Annotated in this window: 20 protein-coding genes; 7 read left to right on the top strand and 13 right to left on the bottom strand. The window is 59.7% G+C overall.

The window, feature by feature from the left end:
* Positions 1-6: 6 nt before the first annotated feature.
* On the bottom strand, positions 7-1,002 hold the full coding sequence (locus VPX56_RS02130) for an ABC transporter permease subunit (protein ID WP_326469581.1): 996 nt from the start codon (positions 1,000-1,002) through the stop codon (positions 7-9).
* Positions 999-2,519 carry a sugar ABC transporter ATP-binding protein gene (locus VPX56_RS02135; protein ID WP_326469583.1) on the bottom strand — a complete coding sequence of 507 codons (1,521 nt, stop codon included), beginning with the start codon at positions 2,517-2,519 and terminating at the stop codon, positions 999-1,001. The genes VPX56_RS02130 and VPX56_RS02135 overlap by 4 nt, the downstream gene beginning before the upstream one ends.
* Positions 2,520-2,730: 211 nt before the next feature.
* Between VPX56_RS02135 and VPX56_RS02140 the strand changes: the two genes are divergently transcribed.
* From VPX56_RS02140 to yjdP, 7 genes are all read left to right on the top strand, one after another.
* Positions 2,731-5,010 (top strand): ATP-binding protein, encoded by a 2,280-nt coding sequence (locus VPX56_RS02140; RefSeq protein ID WP_326469585.1) that lies wholly within the window; start codon positions 2,731-2,733, stop codon positions 5,008-5,010.
* Positions 5,011-5,116: 106 nt separating this feature from the next.
* On the top strand, positions 5,117-7,456 hold the full coding sequence (locus VPX56_RS02145) for a type VI secretion system Vgr family protein (protein ID WP_326469587.1): 2,340 nt from the start codon (positions 5,117-5,119) through the stop codon (positions 7,454-7,456).
* A 3-nt stretch (positions 7,457-7,459) separates the two neighbouring features.
* Positions 7,460-8,293, top strand: coding sequence for a DUF4123 domain-containing protein (locus VPX56_RS02150; protein WP_326469589.1), 834 nt, complete (start codon positions 7,460-7,462; stop codon positions 8,291-8,293).
* A gap of 9 nt (positions 8,294-8,302) precedes the next feature.
* Positions 8,303-8,815, top strand: a complete 513-nt coding sequence (locus VPX56_RS02155; RefSeq protein ID WP_326469591.1) for a DUF3304 domain-containing protein — start codon at positions 8,303-8,305, stop codon at positions 8,813-8,815.
* Positions 8,815-9,333 (top strand): DUF3304 domain-containing protein, encoded by a 519-nt coding sequence (locus tag VPX56_RS02160; RefSeq protein ID WP_326469593.1) that lies wholly within the window; start codon positions 8,815-8,817, stop codon positions 9,331-9,333. Before VPX56_RS02155 ends, VPX56_RS02160 begins: the two co-directional genes overlap by 1 nt.
* On the top strand, positions 9,333-11,117 hold the full coding sequence (locus tag VPX56_RS02165) for a DUF2235 domain-containing protein (protein WP_326469594.1): 1,785 nt from the start codon (positions 9,333-9,335) through the stop codon (positions 11,115-11,117). The genes VPX56_RS02160 and VPX56_RS02165 overlap by 1 nt, the downstream gene beginning before the upstream one ends.
* Positions 11,118-11,212: 95 nt before the next feature.
* Positions 11,213-11,533: a DDRRRQL repeat protein YjdP gene (gene yjdP, locus VPX56_RS02170; RefSeq protein WP_131635932.1), complete on the top strand. Its 321-nt coding sequence runs from the start codon at positions 11,213-11,215 to the stop codon at positions 11,531-11,533.
* A gap of 52 nt (positions 11,534-11,585) precedes the next feature.
* Here the strand turns inward: yjdP and phnP are convergent, their stop codons facing one another.
* From phnP to phnF, 11 genes are all read right to left on the bottom strand, one after another.
* Positions 11,586-12,344, bottom strand: a complete 759-nt coding sequence (gene phnP, locus VPX56_RS02175) for a phosphonate metabolism protein PhnP (protein WP_131635933.1) — start codon at positions 12,342-12,344, stop codon at positions 11,586-11,588.
* A gap of 9 nt (positions 12,345-12,353) precedes the next feature.
* A complete protein-coding gene (gene phnO, locus VPX56_RS02180; protein ID WP_326469598.1) occupies positions 12,354-12,788 on the bottom strand; it encodes an aminoalkylphosphonate N-acetyltransferase in 435 nt (144 codons plus the stop codon).
* A complete protein-coding gene (gene phnN, locus VPX56_RS02185) occupies positions 12,781-13,332 on the bottom strand; it encodes a ribose 1,5-bisphosphokinase (protein ID WP_326471935.1) in 552 nt (183 codons plus the stop codon). Before phnN ends, phnO begins: the two co-directional genes overlap by 8 nt.
* On the bottom strand, positions 13,329-14,465 hold the full coding sequence (gene phnM / locus VPX56_RS02190; protein WP_326469600.1) for an alpha-D-ribose 1-methylphosphonate 5-triphosphate diphosphatase: 1,137 nt from the start codon (positions 14,463-14,465) through the stop codon (positions 13,329-13,331). Before phnM ends, phnN begins: the two co-directional genes overlap by 4 nt.
* The gene (gene phnL / locus VPX56_RS02195) at positions 14,462-15,142 is read right to left on the bottom strand and encodes a phosphonate C-P lyase system protein PhnL (protein ID WP_326469602.1); all 681 of its coding nucleotides are present in this window, start codon (positions 15,140-15,142) and stop codon (positions 14,462-14,464) included. Before phnL ends, phnM begins: the two co-directional genes overlap by 4 nt.
* An 88-nt stretch (positions 15,143-15,230) precedes the next feature.
* Positions 15,231-15,986, bottom strand: a complete 756-nt coding sequence (gene phnK / locus VPX56_RS02200; protein ID WP_326469604.1) for a phosphonate C-P lyase system protein PhnK — start codon at positions 15,984-15,986, stop codon at positions 15,231-15,233.
* Positions 15,983-16,828, bottom strand: a complete 846-nt coding sequence (locus VPX56_RS02205) for an alpha-D-ribose 1-methylphosphonate 5-phosphate C-P-lyase PhnJ (protein ID WP_326469606.1) — start codon at positions 16,826-16,828, stop codon at positions 15,983-15,985. Before VPX56_RS02205 ends, phnK begins: the two co-directional genes overlap by 4 nt.
* Positions 16,821-17,885, bottom strand: coding sequence for a carbon-phosphorus lyase complex subunit (locus tag VPX56_RS02210; RefSeq protein ID WP_326469608.1), 1,065 nt, complete (start codon positions 17,883-17,885; stop codon positions 16,821-16,823). Before VPX56_RS02210 ends, VPX56_RS02205 begins: the two co-directional genes overlap by 8 nt.
* Positions 17,885-18,469 carry a phosphonate C-P lyase system protein PhnH gene (gene phnH, locus VPX56_RS02215; RefSeq protein ID WP_032662532.1) on the bottom strand — a complete coding sequence of 195 codons (585 nt, stop codon included), beginning with the start codon at positions 18,467-18,469 and terminating at the stop codon, positions 17,885-17,887. Before phnH ends, VPX56_RS02210 begins: the two co-directional genes overlap by 1 nt.
* On the bottom strand, positions 18,466-18,918 hold the full coding sequence (gene phnG / locus VPX56_RS02220; RefSeq protein WP_131635941.1) for a phosphonate C-P lyase system protein PhnG: 453 nt from the start codon (positions 18,916-18,918) through the stop codon (positions 18,466-18,468). Before phnG ends, phnH begins: the two co-directional genes overlap by 4 nt.
* Positions 18,919-19,644 carry a phosphonate metabolism transcriptional regulator PhnF gene (gene phnF / locus VPX56_RS02225; protein WP_131635942.1) on the bottom strand — a complete coding sequence of 242 codons (726 nt, stop codon included), beginning with the start codon at positions 19,642-19,644 and terminating at the stop codon, positions 18,919-18,921.
* Positions 19,645-19,648 lie beyond the last annotated feature (4 nt).

Consider the following 19,648-nt stretch of genomic DNA (forward strand, 5'->3'; position numbering starts at 1 on the left):
TTGTTGTTATGCACTTTGATGGTGTCGGGTACGGTATTTGTCGATCAGCACCGCTATGATGATCACCGCCCCTTTGATCACCAGCTGCCAGAAATAGGAGACGCCCATCAGCGTCATGCCGTTGTTGAGGGTGGCGATGATCAGCGCGCCCACCAGCGTGCCGGTGATCGTGCCGATCCCGCCGACGAAGCTGGTTCCGCCGAGGATCACCGCCGCAATCGCATCCAGCTCGTAACCCGTGCCGAGGTTACCGTTGGCGCTGTAGAGGCGCGAGGCGCTCATCACGCCGCCTAAGCCCGAGAGCAGGCCGCTCATACCGTAGACAAACAGCAGCACCAGCCAGACCTTAATGCCGGTCAGTCGCGCCGCCTGCATGTTGCCGCCCACCGCGTAAATGTGAACGCCAAGCGTAGTGCGGCGCAGGATGAACCAGCAGATGGCAATGACCGCAAGGGCGATCGCCACCAGCCACGGAATCGGGCCGAGGTAGTTATTGCCGATCCACTCGAAGCTGATGTTGGAGTTAATAACCGTCGTGCCGTCCGCCAGCAGGTAGGCCGCGCCGCGCAGCGCCGTATAGGTGCCGAGCGTCACGATGAAGGGAGGAAGCCCGGCAAAGGCCACCAGCGCACCGTTGAACAGCCCCAGCACCATCCCGAGCATCAGCGCGGCAGGAATGGAGAGCATGGCAAATTCAGGGATAAGCGAAACCACCATCGCCGCTACCGCCGTGGTGCCCAGAATCGAGCCGACGGAGAGGTCAATCCCGCCGGTCAGGATGATGAAGGTCATTCCGGCCGCCAGCACGATATTGATCGACGCCTGACGGGTAATGTTGAGCAGGTTGCTTTCGGTGAAGAAGTTGGGCGCGATAAAGCCAAATACCGCTACGATCAGGATTAAAATCGGCAGGATGCCGACCGTTTGCATCAGATCGCTCATCAGCATTTTTTTGGCGGAGGCGGATTTCGCCACCTGCTGCGGATGGGTTGGAGTTGTCATGATTGCACCGCCTGATGATGAGTGTCGTTCACGCCGGTAGCCAGCGTCATAATGTTTTCCTGGGAGATGTCACGCCCGTGCAGTTCGCCCGCGATGCTGCCTTCCCGCATCACGTACACCCGGTCGCTCATGCCCACCACCTCCGGCAGCTCGCTGGAGATCATCAAAATCGCCACCCCCTTGCGCGCCATCTGGTTCATGATGCGGTAGATCTCGCTTTTCGCGCCGACGTCCACGCCGCGCGTAGGTTCGTCCAGAATAAGAATGCGCGGGCCAATCGCCACCCAGCGGGAGATCAGCAGCTTTTGCTGGTTGCCGCCGGAGAGCCCGCCCGCGCGCACCTGTGAATGCGGCACGCGGATGTTGAGCAGGGCGATGGCGTCATCGGAAATCGACTGGGCTTTTTTGCGGTTTAACATGCCGAAGGTGGCGTCGCGCTCCAGCGTCGCCATGGTGATGTTCTCCTGCGCCGCCAGCTCCAGAAACAGCCCCTGCTCCTTGCGGTTTTCGGTAAGAAAACCGATGCCGTTATCAATGGCCGCGCGCGGGGAGTGGATCACCACCGGCTCGCCGTCCACCTCAATCATGCCGCCCGTGGCCTTGCGCACGCCGAAAATCAGCTGCGCCAGCTCGGAGCGCCCGGCCCCGACCAGGCCCGCCAGCCCGACAATTTCACCGGAGCGCACCTGCAGGCTGCACGGCAGTACTTTTTTGCCGTCGGTGAGGTGGTGGACGTTGAGGCGCGGGCTGCCGAGGGGGATGTCGCGCTCTTTGTTAAACAGGTCGCTTAGCGGGCGGCCCACCATCATGCGCACCAGCTCAGAGGCGTTCAGCTTGTCGTGCGTCAGGCTGCCGACGTACTGCCCGTCGCGCAGGACGCTGACGCGGTCAGAGAGTTCATACACTTCCGCCATGCGGTGGCTGATGTAGATAATCGCCATCCCTTCGTCGCGCAGGCGCAAAATCAGCTCAAACAGGCGGTGGGTTTCCCGCGAGGAGAGGGCGGCGGTGGGTTCATCCATCACCAGAATGCGGCTGTTGCGGTGCAGCGCGCGGGCGATTTCCACCTGCTGCTGCTCGGCGATGGTCAGCTTCATCACCCGATCGGTGGCGCTGAACTGTGCGCCGAGGCGCTCAATCACCGCCTGCGCCTGGGCGGCCATCTCTTTACGCTGCACCATCCCGCCGCGCGACAGCTCGCTGCCGAGAAAGATGTTTTCCGCCACGGTCAGGTTGGGGGCAAGCTGCATCTCCTGATAAATCAGGGTAATGCCTGCGGCCAGTGCATCTTTCGGCCCTTTAATATGAAACGGCTGGCCGTCGATCAGGGTCTCGCCGCTGGTGGCGGTATAGGCTCCCGCGAGGATTTTCATCAGCGTGCTTTTCCCCGCGCCGTTTTCCCCCATCAGCGCGTGGATCTCACCGGGGAAAACCGTCAAATCCACACCCTTGAGCGCGTGGAAACTGCCAAACGTCTTGGCAATATTGCGCATCTCTAAAACCGGGGTTCTGCTCATGGCGGATCTCCTGCGAATGTCGATATCTGCACTTCATCACAGGTGCGTAAATGCAAAATGTCAGAAGCTGTTCATATTTGTCATAGTTATGAATATTTTTATCCTCACCCCAGCCCTCTCCCTGAAAGGGAGAGGGAGCAAATCATCCCCTCGCCCCTTTGGGGAGAGGGTTAGGGTGAGGGGACACCAAACCGCACAGGAGCCCAACCCCATGCCATCACGCCCTCCGTTCTTCGCCAGCGCCCGCGGACGCCTGCTGATTTTTAATCTGCTGGTGGTGGCGGTGACGCTGATGGTCAGCGGCGTGGCGGTGCTCGGCTTTCGTCATGCCAGCCAGATCCAGGAGCAGGTGCAGCAGCAAACGCTGGATGACATGACCGGCAGCATGAACCTCGCGCGTGATACCGCCAGCGTGGCGACGGCGGCGGTGCGGCTGTCGCAGGTGGTCGGGGCGCTGGAATATAAAGGCGAAGCCGAACGATTAAAGCAGACGCAAATGGCGCTGCGGCGCTCGCTGGAACAGCTTGCGGATGCGCCGCTGGCGCAGCAGGAGCCAGCGCTGGTGGCGCGCATTATTCAACGAAGCAATGAGCTACAGCAGAGCGTGACGGGAATGCTGGAGCGCGGACAGCGGCGTCATCTGGAGCGTAACGCGCTGCTAAGTTCGCTCTATCAAAGCCAGAGCTACCTGCGCCATCTTCAGGATATTAATCGCCGCTACGGCAGCAACGTCCCGGATGCGCGGCAGCTGATGGAAATGGACAGGCTGATCGTCGCCGCCATCGGCACCCCTTCGCCGAGCGCCACGGTTCATCAACTGGACGCCGTCACGGCGACGCTTCCCCGACGCGCAGCGCAGCCCGTCGTGAACGTCGTCCTGCCGGATTTCAACGACGAGCTGCACAAGCTTGCTCCGCTGTCGAAGCAGCTGGAGGAGAGCGATCTGGCGATCAGCTGGTATATGTTCCACATCAAGGCGCTGGTGGCGATACTTAACAGCGACATCAATCAGTACGTTGAGCAGGTGGCGAATGCCTCCCGGCTTCGTACCGCCCAGAGTCACCACGAGCTGCAATCCATCAGCGTGTTTATCAGCATCTTCGCCGTGCTGGCGCTGATCATTACCGGGTGCGCCTGCTGGTATATCTACCGCAATCTGGCCTCTAACCTGACGGCCATTTCCCGGGCGATGTCGCGTCTCGCCCATGGGGAGCAGAATGTGTCGGTGCCCGCGCTGCAGCGGCGCGACGAGCTGGGCGAGCTGGCGCGCGCGTTTAACGTTTTTGCCCGCAATACCGCCTCGCTTGAGCACACCACGCGCCTGCTGAAAGAGAAAACCACGCAGATGGAGATCGACCGCGTCGAGCGTCAGGGGCTGGAAGAGGCGCTGCTGCACAGCCAGAAGATGAAGGCGGTCGGGCAGCTGACCGGCGGGCTGGCGCATGATTTTAACAATCTGCTGGCGGTGATTATCGGCAGCCTGGAGCTGACCGACCCCGAATCAAAAGACGCGCCGCGCATCACCCGGGCGCTTAAGGCCGCCGAGCGCGGGGCGCTGCTGACTCAGCGCCTGCTGGCCTTCTCACGCAAGCAATCCCTGACGCCGCATGCGGTAGAGATGCAGCCGCTGCTGGAGAACCTCCGTGAGCTGATGCGCCACTCCCTTCCTGCCACCCTCACCCTTGAGATAGAAGCGCAATCCCCGGCCTGGCCCGCGTGGATAGACGTCAGCCAGCTGGAAAACGCCATTATCAACCTGGTGATGAACGCGCGCGATGCGATGGAGGGGCAAAGCGGTGTGATTAAAATTCGGACATGGAACCAGCGCGTGACCCGCAGCGACGGGCGAAAGCAGGATATGGTTGCGCTGGAGGTGATCGACCACGGCAGCGGCATGTCGCAGGAGGTGAAATCGCAGGTTTTTGAGCCGTTCTTCACCACCAAGCAGACCGGGAGCGGGAGCGGATTAGGCCTGTCGATGGTGTATGGCTTTGTGCGCCAGTCCGGAGGACGGGTCGAGATTGAAAGCGCGCCGGGGCAGGGAACGACCGTCCGGCTTCATCTGCCGCGATCGGTGCTGCCCGCCGCTGCAGATGATGAAGCGCTGCCTGCCGCGACGTCCGCTGACGGCGAACGGCTGGTGCTGGTACTGGAAGATGAGGCGGACGTGCGCCAGACCCTGTGCGAGCAGCTGCACCAGCTCGGCTACCTGACGCTCGAAGCTGAGGATGGCGAGCAGGCATTAAAGATGCTGGCAGCGTCGCGGGATATTGGCATGTTTATCAGCGACCTGATGCTGCCCGGAAGCCTGAGCGGGGCTGAGGTGGTGAACCAAGCGCGCAGCCATTATCCGCAGCTTCCGGTGCTGCTGATCAGCGGGCAGGATTTGCGTCCGGCGCATAACCCGCAGCTGCCGGACGTTCAGCTACTGCGTAAGCCGTTTACGCGGATGCAGCTGGCGCAGGCGCTGCGGAAGGTGATGGTTATTTGAGATTCCTGAATTATTTTCAGAATTTAACTCCTGTTTCAGTCATTTACAGAATCGCTTCTCCATGCAACCATCCTGATTTAACCCTAAGTTAAATCAGGTCTTTGTTATGGATAACTGGTCAGCGCTTTTCGACGGACAGACCCGCTACACCCTTGCGATTAACGACAGCCCGGTGAAGCCGGATGTCCTGCGCTTTTACGGTAGGGAAGCCCTGAGCGAGCCGTTTAAATGGGATATTGAGTTCACTACTCAACAGGCGAACATTCCCCCGGAACAAGTGCTGATGAAATATGCCTCGTTGCGGATGCGTGGCGGCAAAAGTGTCCACGGCATAGTGACTCGCCTGGAGTGGCTGTCCACATCCAGGGACCAGTCCCGCTACCGGCTCACGCTCAGTTCCCGCCTGGCGCTCCTGGCACACACCCGGCAGTGCGCCGTATTTCAGAACCAGTCCGTTCCGGAAGTGGTGGAGCAGGTGCTGCGCAGACACGGGCTGGAGGGACCTGATTTTGAATTCAGGCTGGAGCGCACCTACCCGCCGCGTGAAATTATCACCCAGTGGCGGGAAACGGATTTGCAGTTCATTCAGCGTATTCTGTCTGAGGTGGGGATTTACTGGCGTACGGAGATGGACGACGTGCGCGGTCTGGATACCTACATCCTGGCCGACAGCCAGCTTAACTACCGGTTTGACGTGCGCCTGCCTTACCGCGAGCCATCGGGGCTGTTTGACGGTGCGGCAGAGTCGGTCTGGGATGTGCGGACGTGGCACAGGATTGCCACCGGCACCGTTACCACACGTGATTACAACTACCGGACCGCCTCCACGCCGATGGATGCGACGGTCAGCGTGCGCAGTGATGCGGTCACCACCGGGGAGCATTACCGCTACGCAGCGCCTTACCGTGACGCGGGTGACGACGCCAGCCCGGAGCCGGAAACCGAGTCCGGCGCGTTTTACGCCCGGCTTCACCACGAGCGGGAGCTCAATAAATCAGCCCGTATCCACCTGTTCAGCAACGCCTCACACCTCGCGCCCGGTCAGGTGCTGGAGCCGCAGGGTGATGTCATTACGGCCCTGAAAGAGGGCGTGCTTCTCACGCTTGTGACCTGCCGGGGAGCCCGTGATTCCCGTCTGCACGTGTCGGTCTGGGGCATGCCCTACACCGAGCGTTACTGTTTCCGCCCGGCGGACATCCCGCGCCCGGAAATTCACGGTACGCTTCCGGCGCGGATTGAGAGCCGGGAAAAGAACGATATCTACGCTCACCTGGACGAGCAGGGGCGCTACCGGGTGAAGCCGGACTTCGACCGGGAGGGGACGGAACCCGGTTACGGGTATCTGTGGCTGCGGATGGCGAAACCGTATGCCGGTGAAACGCTGGGCTGGCATACGCCGCTCACCGACGGGACGGAAGTGGCGATTGCGTTCAGCAATGGTGATATTGACCTGCCGTACATCGCGTATGCGCTGCACGACTCTGAGCACCCGGACCACGTCACCCGCGACAACCACACGCGCAACGTGCTGCGCACGCCCGCAAACAACAAGCTGCGGATGGAGGACCGGCGCGGGGAGGAGCACATCAAGCTCGCCACGGAGTACGGGAAAACCCAGCTCAACAGCGGGCATCTGGTGGACAGCCAGGGGCAACGTCGCGGCACGGGCGCAGAACTGCGCACGGATGAATACGGGGCTATTCGCGCCGGAAAGGGCCTGTTCGTCAGCGCGGACGCGCAGGCGAAAGCGCAGGGTGACGCACTGGATATGAGCGCTGCGCTGAAGGAAATCGACCGGCTTAACGAGCAGCTGCAGCAGCTGGAAATCGCGGCGGAGCAGGCGCAGGCCCTGAAGGCGGACGTGGACAGCCAGATACGGATGTTTGAGGAGCGGCTGAAGCCGCTGAACGAGGCGCTGCTGATGTCGGCCCCGGAAGGGATGGCCCTGACCAGCGGGGAGCACCTGCAGCTGGCGGCCAGCAAAAATGTCGCCATTAATGCAGGCGGGGACATCAGCACTGGCGTTATGGGGAATATGGCTGGCCACGCAGGAGAAAAGCTCGGGCTGTTTGCGCGGACCGGCCAGCTGAGCCTGAAGGCCAGCGAGGGCCCGGTGGAGGTGCAGGCGCAGAACGGCAATATGAGGCTGTTTGCGGAGAAGAAGCTGACGATAAGCTCGGCGAGCGACATCTCGTTTGCGGGGAAAAAGCGCATCACGCTTATCGGCGGGGGGAGCTACCTGCGGCTGGAGGCGGGAAAAGTCGAGTACGGCACGACGGCGACGTATATGCGCCGGACTAAGAGGACCATGAAAGCCGGACCAGCCACAATGCCGTTAAACATTCCGCTTCTTCCGGGTCAATATCCACCGCTTAATAGCACAATATGCATTGAGTGTCTCCTCAATGCCATCAAAGCTAACGGCGCTATGGTTCAGGGAGCGTAGTCAATGGATGTCGCAAATATGATGCAGGCGCTATCTGAATCCACTCACACTCACACTCATATCTTTCTGATGCTGGAAGGCGGTGCGCAAACACCGGAAGCTTTTCAGGCTTTTTATAACGAACATGTATCGGCTCTGTATTCGCTGTATCTCCATCCGCAGCTTGCTGAGTTCAGAAACTATGGCCCCTGGCTGCTCGTATTAAAAAATACGGAGACGCTACAGCATTATATTGATTCCATGCCGGGTTTAACCGCTGTTATCGGCTCTTCACGCACAGGAGAGGCATTAGCCGTTCAGCTTTCTGCGGCATGCACACTTATTTCGCCCGATGGAGCAGCGGCTTTAGTGCGTTTTTATACGCGGGATGTGATGAGTTTGCTGGCAAGCCATAACGACCGGGAATGGCATAGTATGTTATTCAGAGGTGTTTCACAGTGGTGGGCACCTGAAAAAAATGGATGGTATCCTGTAAATATTCCACCTTCACTGGTGATAAATGCGAGAGACAGCGCCATACGGCTGAATAAAGAAGAATGGCAATACATCTCGGATGAACCGGTTGTCACCAGCGTATTAACCGCCTGGCAAAAATTGCCCTCCAGCCAGCATTTTGCTCCGTGTGTACAAAGAGATATGGTCAAAAAAGCGCTGAACAAAGCCTGCGAGGCGAAAATGAAAGCGGGCACAGAGCAAAAGCTGTATGCCCTTTTTTATCTCAATGGTGGTAGAAAAATTTTGGCGTCAGAAAATATGCAATCTGCATTAGAAAATGTGGCTCAGGGGAAAGTCTCGCTGGAGCAAGCCATAAGAAATAACGTTCAACATCAGGGATGAAAATGCATCATGGGATTTTTCAGCGTGTATAAAAAAATAGACGGTGCGGTTAACCGGGGTTATGCCCACTGGGGGAAATGGATTTGGGGTGCACTGATACTGCCGGTGGTGATTTATATTGGCTGGTCGGTATGGGCTGCGGTCTGGGGACCACCGTCGGGGCCGGTGACGCTGATTATTCACAGTGAAATTGACAGGCCAATAAGAGGGTTTAGCGTAAACGGCGTGGCGGGTGCAAATGCATTTGCGCATGGCGGCGGCAAAGCAACCTGCTGCGGCAGCATAAGCGGGAATAAAGCTGAAATTATCTGGACTGTCGATTACACCCTTGCTCAATACAAGGCTGGAGTACGAACAGAAGTTCATCGACTGACAATGCCACTGCCACAACGAAAAAAAGGCGAAAATGATTTACACGTTCATTTTCTGCCGGGCGATAAAGTCCTGTTGGGATGGAGTGATAACGCATGGTCGCCTTATGAAACGCATCAGGAGAATGCTAATAACAGGGAAACAAAATAATGGGATGGTTCGGTAAATATCAAAAAATAGACAGCGCCGTGAGTCGCGGTTATGCCCGCTGGGGAAAGTGGCTCTGGGGAGCACTGGTACTGCCGGTGGTGATTTATCTTGGCTGGTCGGTATGGGCTGCGGTCTGGGGACCGCCGTCAGGTCCGGTGACGCTGATTATTCACAGTGAAATTGACAGGCCCATTCTGGGGTTTAGCGTAAATGGCGTGGCGGGGGCGAATGCCTTTGCGCAAGGGGGAGGAGGGGCAACCTGCTGTGGGAATATTAGCGGGGATAAGGCTGAAATAATCTGGACGCTGGATATTACTCATGAACAATATCTTAAAGGTATGCGTCTCGAAACTCGTCGCACAGAAATGCCTATGCCAGTACGGAAGCAGGGCGAAAATGATTTACACGTTCATTTTCTGCCTGGCGATAAAGTCCTTTTGGGATGGAGTGATAACGCATGGTCGCCTTATGAAAAACGGCCAGAAGCGGCACACTTAAATACAATGGATAATAACTAATGGATATAGAAAGCCTCATTTCTGCGGCAAACCGGGCACAGCAGGCTGAAGATTACGGCATACACAATTGTTCACGCATCTGGCATGTGGGTTTCTTTTTCGATGGTATTCACAGGAATATTGAACAGGATGCGCCAGAGCAACGACTCAGTAATATTGCCCGTTTGTTTCGTGCATTTCCTGACGAAAGACAAAATACGTCAAGAGAAGCGTACGATACGGTCTACATATCAGGTCTTGGTACACCCTTTAACGAGGATCTTTCTACCAAACTCACTGCATTAATAGATGGTACCAGAAGTAATGTGCAGGATGATCTCAAATCTCAGCCCGCTGAAATGGCGAAGGAAGCAGGCGGAGAATTATTCAAAGGTGGAAACTGGTATGAGATCCTGAAAAATGAAGGTGCAAAGCTTCTTAAACCCGCAGAGTGGAGAAAGCTGGGGAAAAATATAGCCACGAATGCACTTAAAAAAGCCAGCATCGAAGCTACCCCCTGGATTCGTGATAACCCTGCTGTCGCAGATATGCTGGTAACAGGCGTTGATACACGTATCGCCTCGGCGAAAATGCGCTTTGAGCGATTTTATGAGAGGGCAAAATCAGCCAGCCCGGTCCCCGTCAAACTCATTTCTGTCTCCCTTTTCGGTTTTGACCTCGGCGCTACCCTGGCACGTAAATTCCTGGACAGTCTGCTGAAAGATATCTGTAAGAAAGAGGGGGATAAATACACCTACCAGGGCATACCCGTCGATATCGTCTTTACCGGCCTGTTTGACTGCTCGCGACGCACGTCGGCCAGCAACAACAACGGCGTGGATTACTTTATCTCTGCGTTTGGCGGGCCGATAAAAGGGATTAGCGTGTTGCTGGGAGACAAGTCCATCGACCAGGATACCCCCTTGCCTGAGTCGGTAAAGAAAAGCCTGCATCTGGTTGCCGCCCATGAAACCCGCGTCTGGCGCTGCCTGTACCGCACCGGCAATAACCCGGCGCACAAGGAAGAACTCTATCCCGGATGCGCGGAGGATATCGGCGGGGGGCTGAAACCGGATGAACAGAAGCCCAGTGCGGAGCTTTGTCGCGTGGCGCTCCACAGGATGTACCGTGAGGCGACCATGGCGGGCGTGCCTTTCCCTGATTTTCAATCGTTAAACGAAAGCAACCCCGTTGTTGCCGAGTATTTCATCGTCCAGGACAACGTCAAAAACCAGTCCGTCCTGCAGTGGGCAGAGGCGTACCAGAGCGCGCTGCCCTTTACTTCATTAAGCACCGCATGCCAGAACCGTCATCTGGACAGCTATATCGACTGGCTGGGTCGCCAGTACTATCAGTACCGCACGGAATGCATGAAATATGAAAAACAGCGCGGCGATGTGCTGGCCTCTGCTGGCGCATCTGCGGGATTTGCAGGCATCACGCAGGAGGCGAAAGAGACCGCCGGGCAGTATGCAAATGAACTGGCCGTATTGCAGCAAAACTGGGGCTGGCTTGATGACGTAAAGGATACCGCCATCAGGATGCGAAACAGTATGGAACAGGACCCCATGGACAAACGCAGGGATATCGTTCCGAACGTATATGGACCCGCGCTGCGGCGTGCGAAGCGTTTTCTGGAATACTTCCACGCGGCAAACCTCGGTAAACCCCGGCCATTACCCCTGGATACCGCACCGCCAGAAATGTACGCATGGTTTGTACACGACCTGCAGACGGTGGACAAAGGAGCGGGTATCTCACAGGACTTTTTTGCGATCCGCTCAATGGAAATGCCTGAAGCCTGATGAGGGTTGTTCACAACAGAATTTGAGATTCCTCCGCTACCCCAGCTTTCTGCCGTTCATTACCGTAAAGCCAGTCAACCTGCGAGACTGGCTCTATGAAACGTTACTCTACCGTTCTGTTATTTGGTCTGCTGTCACTCACCAGCCAGCTGGCTCATGCCGATATTGTTGATGATGCTATTGGCAACATTCAGCAGGCGATCAACGATGCCTATAATCCCAGCAGCAGCCGTAATGATGATGACGATCGTTACGATCGCAGCCGCCAGATCGACAGCCGTCAGTACGACGATCGTCGTCGACAGCTTGAGGACAGACGCCAGCGATTAGACGAGCGTCAGCGCCAGTTGGATGACGATAGGCGTCGGTTAGAAGAGGATGAACGCAGGTTAGAAGACGATTACGATCGAGGTTAAGTGCGGCCTGTTGCCCTCACCCCAACCCTCTCCCACGGGAGAGGGAGAAAACCTAATCCAGCACTAATACCATCCCGTCATACCCCGCCTCAATCCCCTGCGGCAGCGGGTTATTCATCATCCACACGTCAAACTGATGGCTGACGTGCGTCAGGATAACCTGCGGGCAGCCAATGACATCGTTCAGCGCAATCACGGTATTTAGGTCGCAATGGTTTCGCGGCGTCTCATCGCGCGGTTCGTGGCTGCAGTCGATAATCATCGCCTGCGGCTGGTTATTGAGCAGGAACTTCACCGTTTTCTCCGGCAGCCCGGCAGTATCGGAAAGCCACGCCACGCGGCTGTGGGCCGATTCCAGCAGATACCCGAAAGTAAGTTTCGAATGGTTGAGGGGCAGCGGCGTGACCCGCAGCCCCTGAAGCTCAAACATCACAAACGGTTCGACCGTGTGGCTGAAATCCAGAATCCCCGGGTGCTTAAACAGGTCGTCGCATCCCGCTTCGTCCGGCGGACCGTAAACCGGGATCGTCGCGCCCACGCCCCAGCGCAGGGGGAACAGCCCCTGAACGTGATCCATATGGTAGTGCGTGAGCAAAAACTGCTGGAAGCTGCCCGCCGGCCAGTCGTCCATCAGGTGCGGAATGCCCGCGTCCAGCAGCGTTACCGCGTCGTTGAATTTGACCACCGCGCTGCAGGGGCGGCGGCGAAAGCTGTCCTGCAGGCGCGCCCGTCGGCAGGCCGCGCAGTCGCAGCCAAAGACCGGCACCAGCTGTGCCCCTCCCGTTCCCGTCAACGTGATTGTCAGACTCATAACGCACCTCTACAGCGGTTTGGTGAATCGAAAATGGCTCTGCGTGTATCCTTCACGAACGTAAAAACGGTGCGCGTCGGCGCGCTTTACGCTGGTGGAAAGTTCAGTGAGTTCAGCGCCAGCCTGCCGCGCGACGTCCTCTGCCCAGGCCAGCAGCTGGCTCCCCACCTTTAGCCCACGCGCCTGCGGCATCACCACCAGCTCCTGGATCTCACCGATCCAGCGGGCATGATGCAGGTGAAACTGCATGTGCAGCCCAATCATGCCGATGACCTGTCCGTCAAGCTCGGCGAGCTGGTAGCGCATGTTGTGGTCCTGCAGGTTGGCAAGATAGCCCGCATGAAACGCCTGATGATCGAATTCACACTGCTTAAGCTCGCAGATGAGGGCGTAAACACTCTGCGCGTCGTCGGCGGTGGCGGGGCGAAGCTGGCAGTCAGGCATGCTGTTTCTCCTTCTGGCGGATCAGCGTTAAAAAGGTCTCGACTGACTGTAGCAAACTTCCGTCGTTATTGAGGACGTGACAGCCCGACGGGGTGTAGCGCGCCGCGCGCTCCAGACGCTGGTCTATCTCTTTTGCGCTTTCGCGGCCACGATTTTGCAGTCGGTTACGCAGGATCTCCGGCGACACCTTTAAACAGACCGGCAGCAGCGCCGCTTCATACCGGGCTTTTGCCTGCGGCAGATGCGCGCGCGAGCCGTTGACCAGCACGTCAAAACCCGCGTGCAGCCAGAGGTCGATTTCAATGCCCACGCCATAGTAAAAGCCGTTGGCGTGCCAGCTCAGCGCCAGCAGGTTTTGCCCGGCGCGGGTAAAAAACTCCTGCTCGCTCAGGGCGATATGGTTTTCGCTTCCCGCATTAGCCGCGCGCGTGATGTACCTGTGCGCGACCAACAGTCGCGCGTGTTCATGCTGCCGCAGCGCCGACAGCAGGCTGTCTTTCCCGGAGCCGGACGGCCCCATTAACCAGATGAGTCTTCCCATCAGAACACCCTTTTTCCCTGACGCCAGACGTGGTCGATATGAACGTGTTCGCCCTTGCGGTGGGCCAACACCAGATCCGCGCGCTTACCTTCGGCGATTTCCCCGCGATCGTGAAGATTGAGCGCGGTGGCCGGGTTTTTCGTCACCAGGCGAATCGCCTGCGGCAGCGTGAAGCTGTTGCCTTCGTCGTCCGCCACCCGGAACGCCGCATCCAGCAGGCTGGCAGGGTAGTAGTCGGAGGAGAGAATATCCAGCAGGCCGAGGGAGGCGAGCCTGCTTGCCGCGACGTTGCCGGAGTGCGATCCGCCGCGCACGATGTTCGGCGCGCCCATCAGCACGTTCATGCCGTGCCTGCGGGAGGCTTCCGCTGCTTCAAACGTGGTGGGGAATTCGGCGATCACGCTGCCAAGCTGGTGCGATTCACGCACGTGATCGTGCGTAGCGTCGTCATGGCTGGCCAGCGCGATGTTGCGGTCACGACACATCGCGGCAATGCTGAGGCGGTTCGGCTGCGACCACTGGGCCGCAAGCGCCAGCTGCTCTTCCTCGTAGCGCGCCATCTCGGCATCGTTGAGTGAGTATTTGCCCTGATAGTATTCGCGATACTTTTCAATGTTGGCGAACTGGCGCTGTCCCGGGGAGTGGTCCATCAGGGAGACCAGCGAGACCGGCTCGCGCCCGACCAGCTTTTCAAACAGCGGCAGGGTAGTGTGGTGAGGCAGCTCGCAGCGCAGGTGCAGACGGTGCTCGGCGCGGTTGAGGCCGCGCTTTTGCGTCTCTTCTACCGCGTTGATCATCTTCTCCAGATTCTCCAGGCGGTCGCCGCCGTCGCGCACATCGCCAATCGCCACCGCGTCCAGCACGGTGGTGATGCCGCTGGCGACCATCAGCGCGTCGTGGCTGCTCATCGCCGAATGGGCGGGCCAGTCGACCTTCGGGCGCGGGGTGAAGAATTTGTCCAGATTATCGGTATGCAGCTCAATCAGCCCCGGCAGCAGCCAGCCGCCTTCGCCGTCCATCGCCTCCGGTGAGCGGCTCTGGGTTTCGGCAAAGGCGCGAATAACGCCTTCATGGACTTCAACCGAGCCGTCGACGACCTCGTTTTCCAGCACCAGCCTGACGTTATTGATAATCATGCGTTGTTCCCCATTGGGTGCAGTCTGTCTGCGACGCGGCTGCGAACGGTTTCGTCGTGGAAGATCCCGACGATCGCCGCCCCGCGCGCTTTGGCCTGTTCGATCAGCGCCACCACGGCGGCGCTGTTTTTATCGTCGAGCGAGGCGGTGGGTTCATCCAGCAGCAGAATCGGGTAGTCGACGATAAACCCGCGCGCGATATTGACGCGCTGCTGCTCGCCGCCGGAAAAGGTCGACGGGGCAAGATGCCACAGGCGCTCCGGCACGTTGAGGCGCGTCAGCAGGCTGGCGGCTTTGGCGGCGCAGGTTTCACGCGGCACGCCGAGATCCAGCAGGGGCTGCATCACCACGTCCAGGGCGGAGATCCGCGGGATCACCCGCAGAAACTGGCTCACCCAGCCGATCGTCGTGCGGCGCACTTCCAGCACTTTACGCGCGGGGGCCTGCACCAGATCGATCCACTCATCGTTGTGGCGAATGCGGATATGGCCTTCGTCCGGCAGGTAGTTGGCGTACAGGGAGCGCAGCAGGGTGGATTTTCCGCTGCCGGAGTGGCCGTGCAGCACCACGCATTCGCCGCTCTTGACCTCTAACGAGGCGTTTTGCAGCACCGGCAGGCGCACGCCGTTCTGCTGGTGGAGCACAAAGGTCTTACTTACGTTTTGTACGTGGATCATGTTGGCCTCGTGGCGTTTTCTTGCCGGGTGGCGGCTTCGCCTTACCCGGCCTACAAGGTACTGCGTTCGTTTTGCCGGGGTGGCGCCCTCAGTTCTGCAATACGGACGACACCAGCAGCTGGGTGTACGGATGGTGTGGATCGTCGAGCACCCGGTCGGTGAGCCCACTTTCCACCACCTGGCCCTGCTTCATCACCAGCAGACGGTCCGCCAGCAGGCGCGCAACGCCTAAATCATGGGTGACAATCACCACTGCAAGGTTCAGCTCCACCACCAGGCCGCGCAGCAGGTCGAGCAGGCGCGCCTGCACGGAGACGTCCAGCCCGCCGGTGGGTTCATCCATAAACACCAGCTTCGGATGGGTGACCAGGTTGCGGGCAATCTGAAGACGCTGCTGCATCCCACCGGAGAAGGTCGTCGGCAGGTCGTCGATGCGCGAGGCGGGGATTTCCACCTCTTCCAGCCAGTGCCGGGCGGTGGCGCGGATGTTGCCGTAGTGGCGCGCGCCGGTGGCCATCAGGCGTTCGCCGATGTTGCCCCCGGCGGAGACCTGACGGCGCAGGCCGTCCATCGGGTGCTGATGCACCACGCCCCACTCGGTGCGCAGCAGGCGGCGGCGCTCGGCCTCGCTTATGCCATAGAGGGAGCGTCCCTGATACAGGATCTCGCCGTGTTGCGGCGTCAGTCGCGCGGAGATGGACTTCAGCAGGGTGGTTTTACCGGAGCCGGACTCGCCGACGATCCCCAGCACTTCGCCCGGCCATAGCTCGAACGACACGTCGCTAAAGCCTTTGCCCGGCGCATAAAGGTGAGTCAGGTTATTAACCGAAAGCAGCGGTTTCATTGGCCGTTCGCCTCGCTCTGTTGGCGGCAGTAATCGGTGTCGGAGCAGACAAACATCCGTTTGCCCGTGTCGTCCAGCACCACTTCGTCCAGATAGCTGTGTTTGGATCCGCAGATGGCGCACGGCTCGTCCCACTCCTGCACCGTAAACGGGTGATCGTCGAAATCGAGACTTTCCACGCGGGTGTAAGGCGGGACGGCGTAGATGCGTTTCTCGCGCCCGGCGCCGAACAGCTGCAGGGCGGGCATCATGTCCATCTTCGGGTTATCGAATTTCGGGATCGGCGACGGGTCCATGACGTAACGCCCGTTGACCTTCACCGGGTAGGCGTAGGTGGTGGCGATATGGCCGAAGCGGGCGATATCCTCATACAGCTTCACCTGCATTACCCCGTACTCCTCCAGTGCGTGCATGGTGCGGGTTTCCGTTTCGCGCGGCTCGATAAAGCGCAGCGGCTCCGGAATTGGCACCTGGAAAATCAAAATCTGATCTTCAGCCAGCGGGGTTTCGGGGATGCGGTGACGGGTCTGGATCAGCGTCGCGTCTTCGGTTTTTTCGGTGGTGGTGACGCCGGTGACGCGCTGGAAGAAGCTTCGGATCGACACGGCGTTGGTGGTGTCGTCTGCGCCCTGGTCGATGACCTTCAGCACGTCCGCCTCGCCGATCACGCTGGCGGTGATCTGAATACCGCCCGTGCCCCAGCCGTAGGGCATCGGCATTTCGCGGCCGCCGAACGGCACCTGATAGCCCGGAATGGCGACCGCTTTCAGTATCGCGCGGCGGATCATGCGTTTGGTTTGCTCGTCCAGATAGGCAAAGTTGTAGCCGCTTAAGTTAGCCATTGGCGCGCTCCCGTTGCAGGCGTTTCAGCAGTTCCAGTTCGGCCTGGAAATCGACGTAGTGCGGCAGCTTGAGGTGCGAGACGAAGCCTGCGGCCTCAACGTTATCCGCGTGGGCCAGCACGAACTCTTCGTCCTGCGCCGGGCCTGCTACGTGCTCGCCGTAGTCCGGTGCCTGGAGTGCGCGGTCAACCAGCGCCATTGCCATGGCCTTGCGCTCGCCGAGGCCGAATACCAGCCCGTAGCCGCGGGTAAAGTGCGGATCTTCATTTTCGGGCGCGACAAATCCGTTCACCATTTCGCATTCCGTCATCAGCAGTTCGCCGACGTTTACGGCAAATCCCAGCTCTTCCGGCACGATTTCAACGTCGATGCAGCCGCTGCGAATGTCGGCTGCAAACGGGTGGTTGCGCCCGTAGCCGCGCTGGGTGGAGTAGGCCAGCGCCAGCAGATAGCCTTCGTCGCCGCGCATCAGCTGCTGCAGGCGGGACGATCGCGAGCACGGGTAAACCGGCGGCGTGCGGGTGATGTCATCCGGCTGCGCGCCGGAATCTTCCTCCACCTTCGCCAGACCCTGTCTCGCCAGCAGGCTGAAGACATGCGGAGACGGTTCTTGTTCGGCGTCGGAGCTGCTGAGCTGCGGCGCGTCGCCGTTAGCCAGCAGGGTAAAATCCAGCAGGCGATGGGTGTAGTCGTAGGTCGGGCCAAGCAGCTGGCCGCCGGGGATGTCTTTATAAACGGCAGAAATGCGGCGCTCCAGGCGCATCTCTGCCGTGTTCACCGGCTCGCTGACCGCCAGTCTGGCAAGCGTGGTGCGGTAGGCGCGCAGCAGGAAGATGGCTTCCACGTTATCGCCGCTGGCCTGCTTCAGGGCCAGCGCCGCCAGCTCGCGGTCGGCGATGCCGCCCTCGGTCATCACGCGGTCGACGGCGAGGTTTAGCTGCTGTTCAATCTGGGCGACGCTCAGCTCGGGAAGCCGTTCATCGCCCCGTCGTCTGTGGGCCTGTAGCGCATGGGCGGCGGCGATGGCCTTCTCGCCCCCTTTGACGGCAACGTACATCAGCACACCTCCACGTGGGTGGTCCGCGGGATTGCCAGCAGGCGTTCGCCGCAGGTCAGGATCAGGTCAATGCCCAGCGGGAACGGGTGCGGGCGTTCGGTCAGCTCGTGAATGATGCACTCCGGCAGCTGCGGCGCGACCATGCGCTCGTCGGCGATGCCTGCCCCCGTGAGGCGCAGCATGCGGCCGCCGCTCAGGCTGGAGACCTGCAGGATCAGCGTGGCGCTGGTCTCCGGGGCGACGGCGCTGCCTTCGCTCAGGGCGTTGAGCTGTTCATGGCTAATTTGTTCGTCGGCCACGGCAAAAACCGCCTGCTGGGGCTGATCGACCAGCGGGGCGCTGGTGTGAAAACGCAGGTTCTGGCTGGCGATATCGTTCGACAGCGCGCCCGAGAGCCACACCGGGGTGTCGTTGTCGGCAAGCGTCAGCAGCACGCTGGTGGTCGCCAGGTTCAGCGGCAGCCAGCCCTGGGAGAGCTGGTGCAGCGAGACGATCACGCCCGGCTCGCTCATCGCTTTCAGCAGGCGGCGAAAACTGTGTTGGGCATCCTGGACGGCCAGGGTAAAAGCAGGTTGAAGCGTCATGCGTTGTCTCCGCGAACGAGCGTAAAGAAGTCGACCCGGCTGGCGTTCACTTCGGCCTGACGTGCGGCAATGCGCGCGGCGCGGTCGGCTTCCAGCGGGGCAATAAGGGTTTCCATTAACGTCTGGAAATAGGGTTGTTCCTGTAAAAGCGCGTCGATCACCGCGCAGCGCTCGGCGTGCGCTTTGTCGCGCCCCAGCACGTAGCTGTAGCCCAGCGTGCCGCTGTTCAGACGGATCGCCGCGCGGGTGAGGGTGGCGTCTCCGGCGAAGAAGCGCTCGCCGGTGCCGCCCATGCGCGCCTGGATCTGAACGAGGCCGATCTCCGGGGGGCGGAGGGTGTCGTAATCGGGTGCCAGACTCAGGGCGCTCATGCGGGCAGAGAGCGCGGCAGGCTGGCTGTGGGCCAGCACGCACATCCAGCGCTGTCGGGTGGAGGTGTCGAAGTGCATTCAGTGCTCCATGGTGAATTCGATCATGTCGGCGCGGGTCAGGCTGACGGAGTATTCCGTCGCGTTGATCTCGCCGTCACGGTGGTTGAGGGTGCGTACGCAGAGCAGCGGGGCCATGTTGGGGATTTCGAGCACCTTGCTCTCTTTCGCCTGCGCGCGACGGGCGCTGATGCGCGTCTGGGTGCGCTTGAGGGCAATGCCTGTCGCATCCTGAAGAAAGTCGTGCAGCGAGCCGCTGCTAAAGTTTTGCAGCGCAGGCCAGAGGGCGAGGTCCGCGAAGTAGTGATCTATCTGGCACACCGCCACACCGTTAACGCGGCGCAGGGTGCGCAGGTGAATGACGTTATCGCCCTCCTGAATCCCCAGCGCGTCCGCCACGTGGCTGGAGGCCGGGCGCAATACCGAGAGCAGCTTTTCGCTGGTCGGGTGGCTGCCCTGATCCAGCAGGTTCTGGCTGAAGCGCGCCTGGGCGTTGAGCGGGTAGTCGAACGGGCGCATCAGCACCAGCACGCCCACGCCCTGACGGCGCTGGACCCAGCCGCGCTCGACCAGCTGGTCAATGGCGCGGCGCAGGGTATGTCGGTTCACCTCGTAGCGGTCGGCAAGCTGCTGTTCGGCGGGCAGGTAGTCCCCGCAGCGGTAGTGCGTGCGCAGCTCCACTTCGAGCTTTGCCGCAATCTCCTGCCAGCGGGTGGGGTAACTGGTCGGATGTCTGGATAAGTGCATAGAA

Origin of the sequence: Enterobacter wuhouensis (genome assembly GCF_035835995.1) — a bacterium.
Taxonomy (GTDB): Bacteria; Pseudomonadota; Gammaproteobacteria; order Enterobacterales; family Enterobacteriaceae; genus Enterobacter; species Enterobacter wuhouensis.

Coding starts and splice junctions, on each gene's coding strand:
- phnF (WP_131635942.1), bottom strand. CDS start 19,644: ATGCACTTATCCAGACATCCGACCAGTTACCCCACCCGCTGGCAGGAG.
- VPX56_RS02205 (WP_326469606.1), bottom strand. CDS start 16,828: ATGGCTAACTTAAGCGGCTACAACTTTGCCTATCTGGACGAGCAAACC.
- phnO (WP_326469598.1), bottom strand. CDS start 12,788: ATGCCTGACTGCCAGCTTCGCCCCGCCACCGCCGACGACGCGCAGAGT.
- VPX56_RS02160 (WP_326469593.1), top strand. CDS start 8,815: ATGGGATGGTTCGGTAAATATCAAAAAATAGACAGCGCCGTGAGTCGC.
- phnP (WP_131635933.1), bottom strand. CDS start 12,344: ATGAGTCTGACAATCACGTTGACGGGAACGGGAGGGGCACAGCTGGTG.
- VPX56_RS02165 (WP_326469594.1), top strand. CDS start 9,333: ATGGATATAGAAAGCCTCATTTCTGCGGCAAACCGGGCACAGCAGGCT.
- VPX56_RS02150 (WP_326469589.1), top strand. CDS start 7,460: ATGGATGTCGCAAATATGATGCAGGCGCTATCTGAATCCACTCACACT.
- VPX56_RS02140 (WP_326469585.1), top strand. CDS start 2,731: ATGCCATCACGCCCTCCGTTCTTCGCCAGCGCCCGCGGACGCCTGCTG.
- VPX56_RS02155 (WP_326469591.1), top strand. CDS start 8,303: ATGGGATTTTTCAGCGTGTATAAAAAAATAGACGGTGCGGTTAACCGG.
- yjdP (WP_131635932.1), top strand. CDS start 11,213: ATGAAACGTTACTCTACCGTTCTGTTATTTGGTCTGCTGTCACTCACC.
- VPX56_RS02130 (WP_326469581.1), bottom strand. CDS start 1,002: ATGACAACTCCAACCCATCCGCAGCAGGTGGCGAAATCCGCCTCCGCC.
- VPX56_RS02210 (WP_326469608.1), bottom strand. CDS start 17,885: ATGTACGTTGCCGTCAAAGGGGGCGAGAAGGCCATCGCCGCCGCCCAT.
- phnM (WP_326469600.1), bottom strand. CDS start 14,465: ATGATTATCAATAACGTCAGGCTGGTGCTGGAAAACGAGGTCGTCGAC.
- VPX56_RS02145 (WP_326469587.1), top strand. CDS start 5,117: ATGGATAACTGGTCAGCGCTTTTCGACGGACAGACCCGCTACACCCTT.
- phnL (WP_326469602.1), bottom strand. CDS start 15,142: ATGATCCACGTACAAAACGTAAGTAAGACCTTTGTGCTCCACCAGCAG.
- phnG (WP_131635941.1), bottom strand. CDS start 18,918: ATGCACTTCGACACCTCCACCCGACAGCGCTGGATGTGCGTGCTGGCC.
- phnK (WP_326469604.1), bottom strand. CDS start 15,986: ATGAAACCGCTGCTTTCGGTTAATAACCTGACTCACCTTTATGCGCCG.
- phnH (WP_032662532.1), bottom strand. CDS start 18,469: ATGACGCTTCAACCTGCTTTTACCCTGGCCGTCCAGGATGCCCAACAC.
- VPX56_RS02135 (WP_326469583.1), bottom strand. CDS start 2,519: ATGAGCAGAACCCCGGTTTTAGAGATGCGCAATATTGCCAAGACGTTT.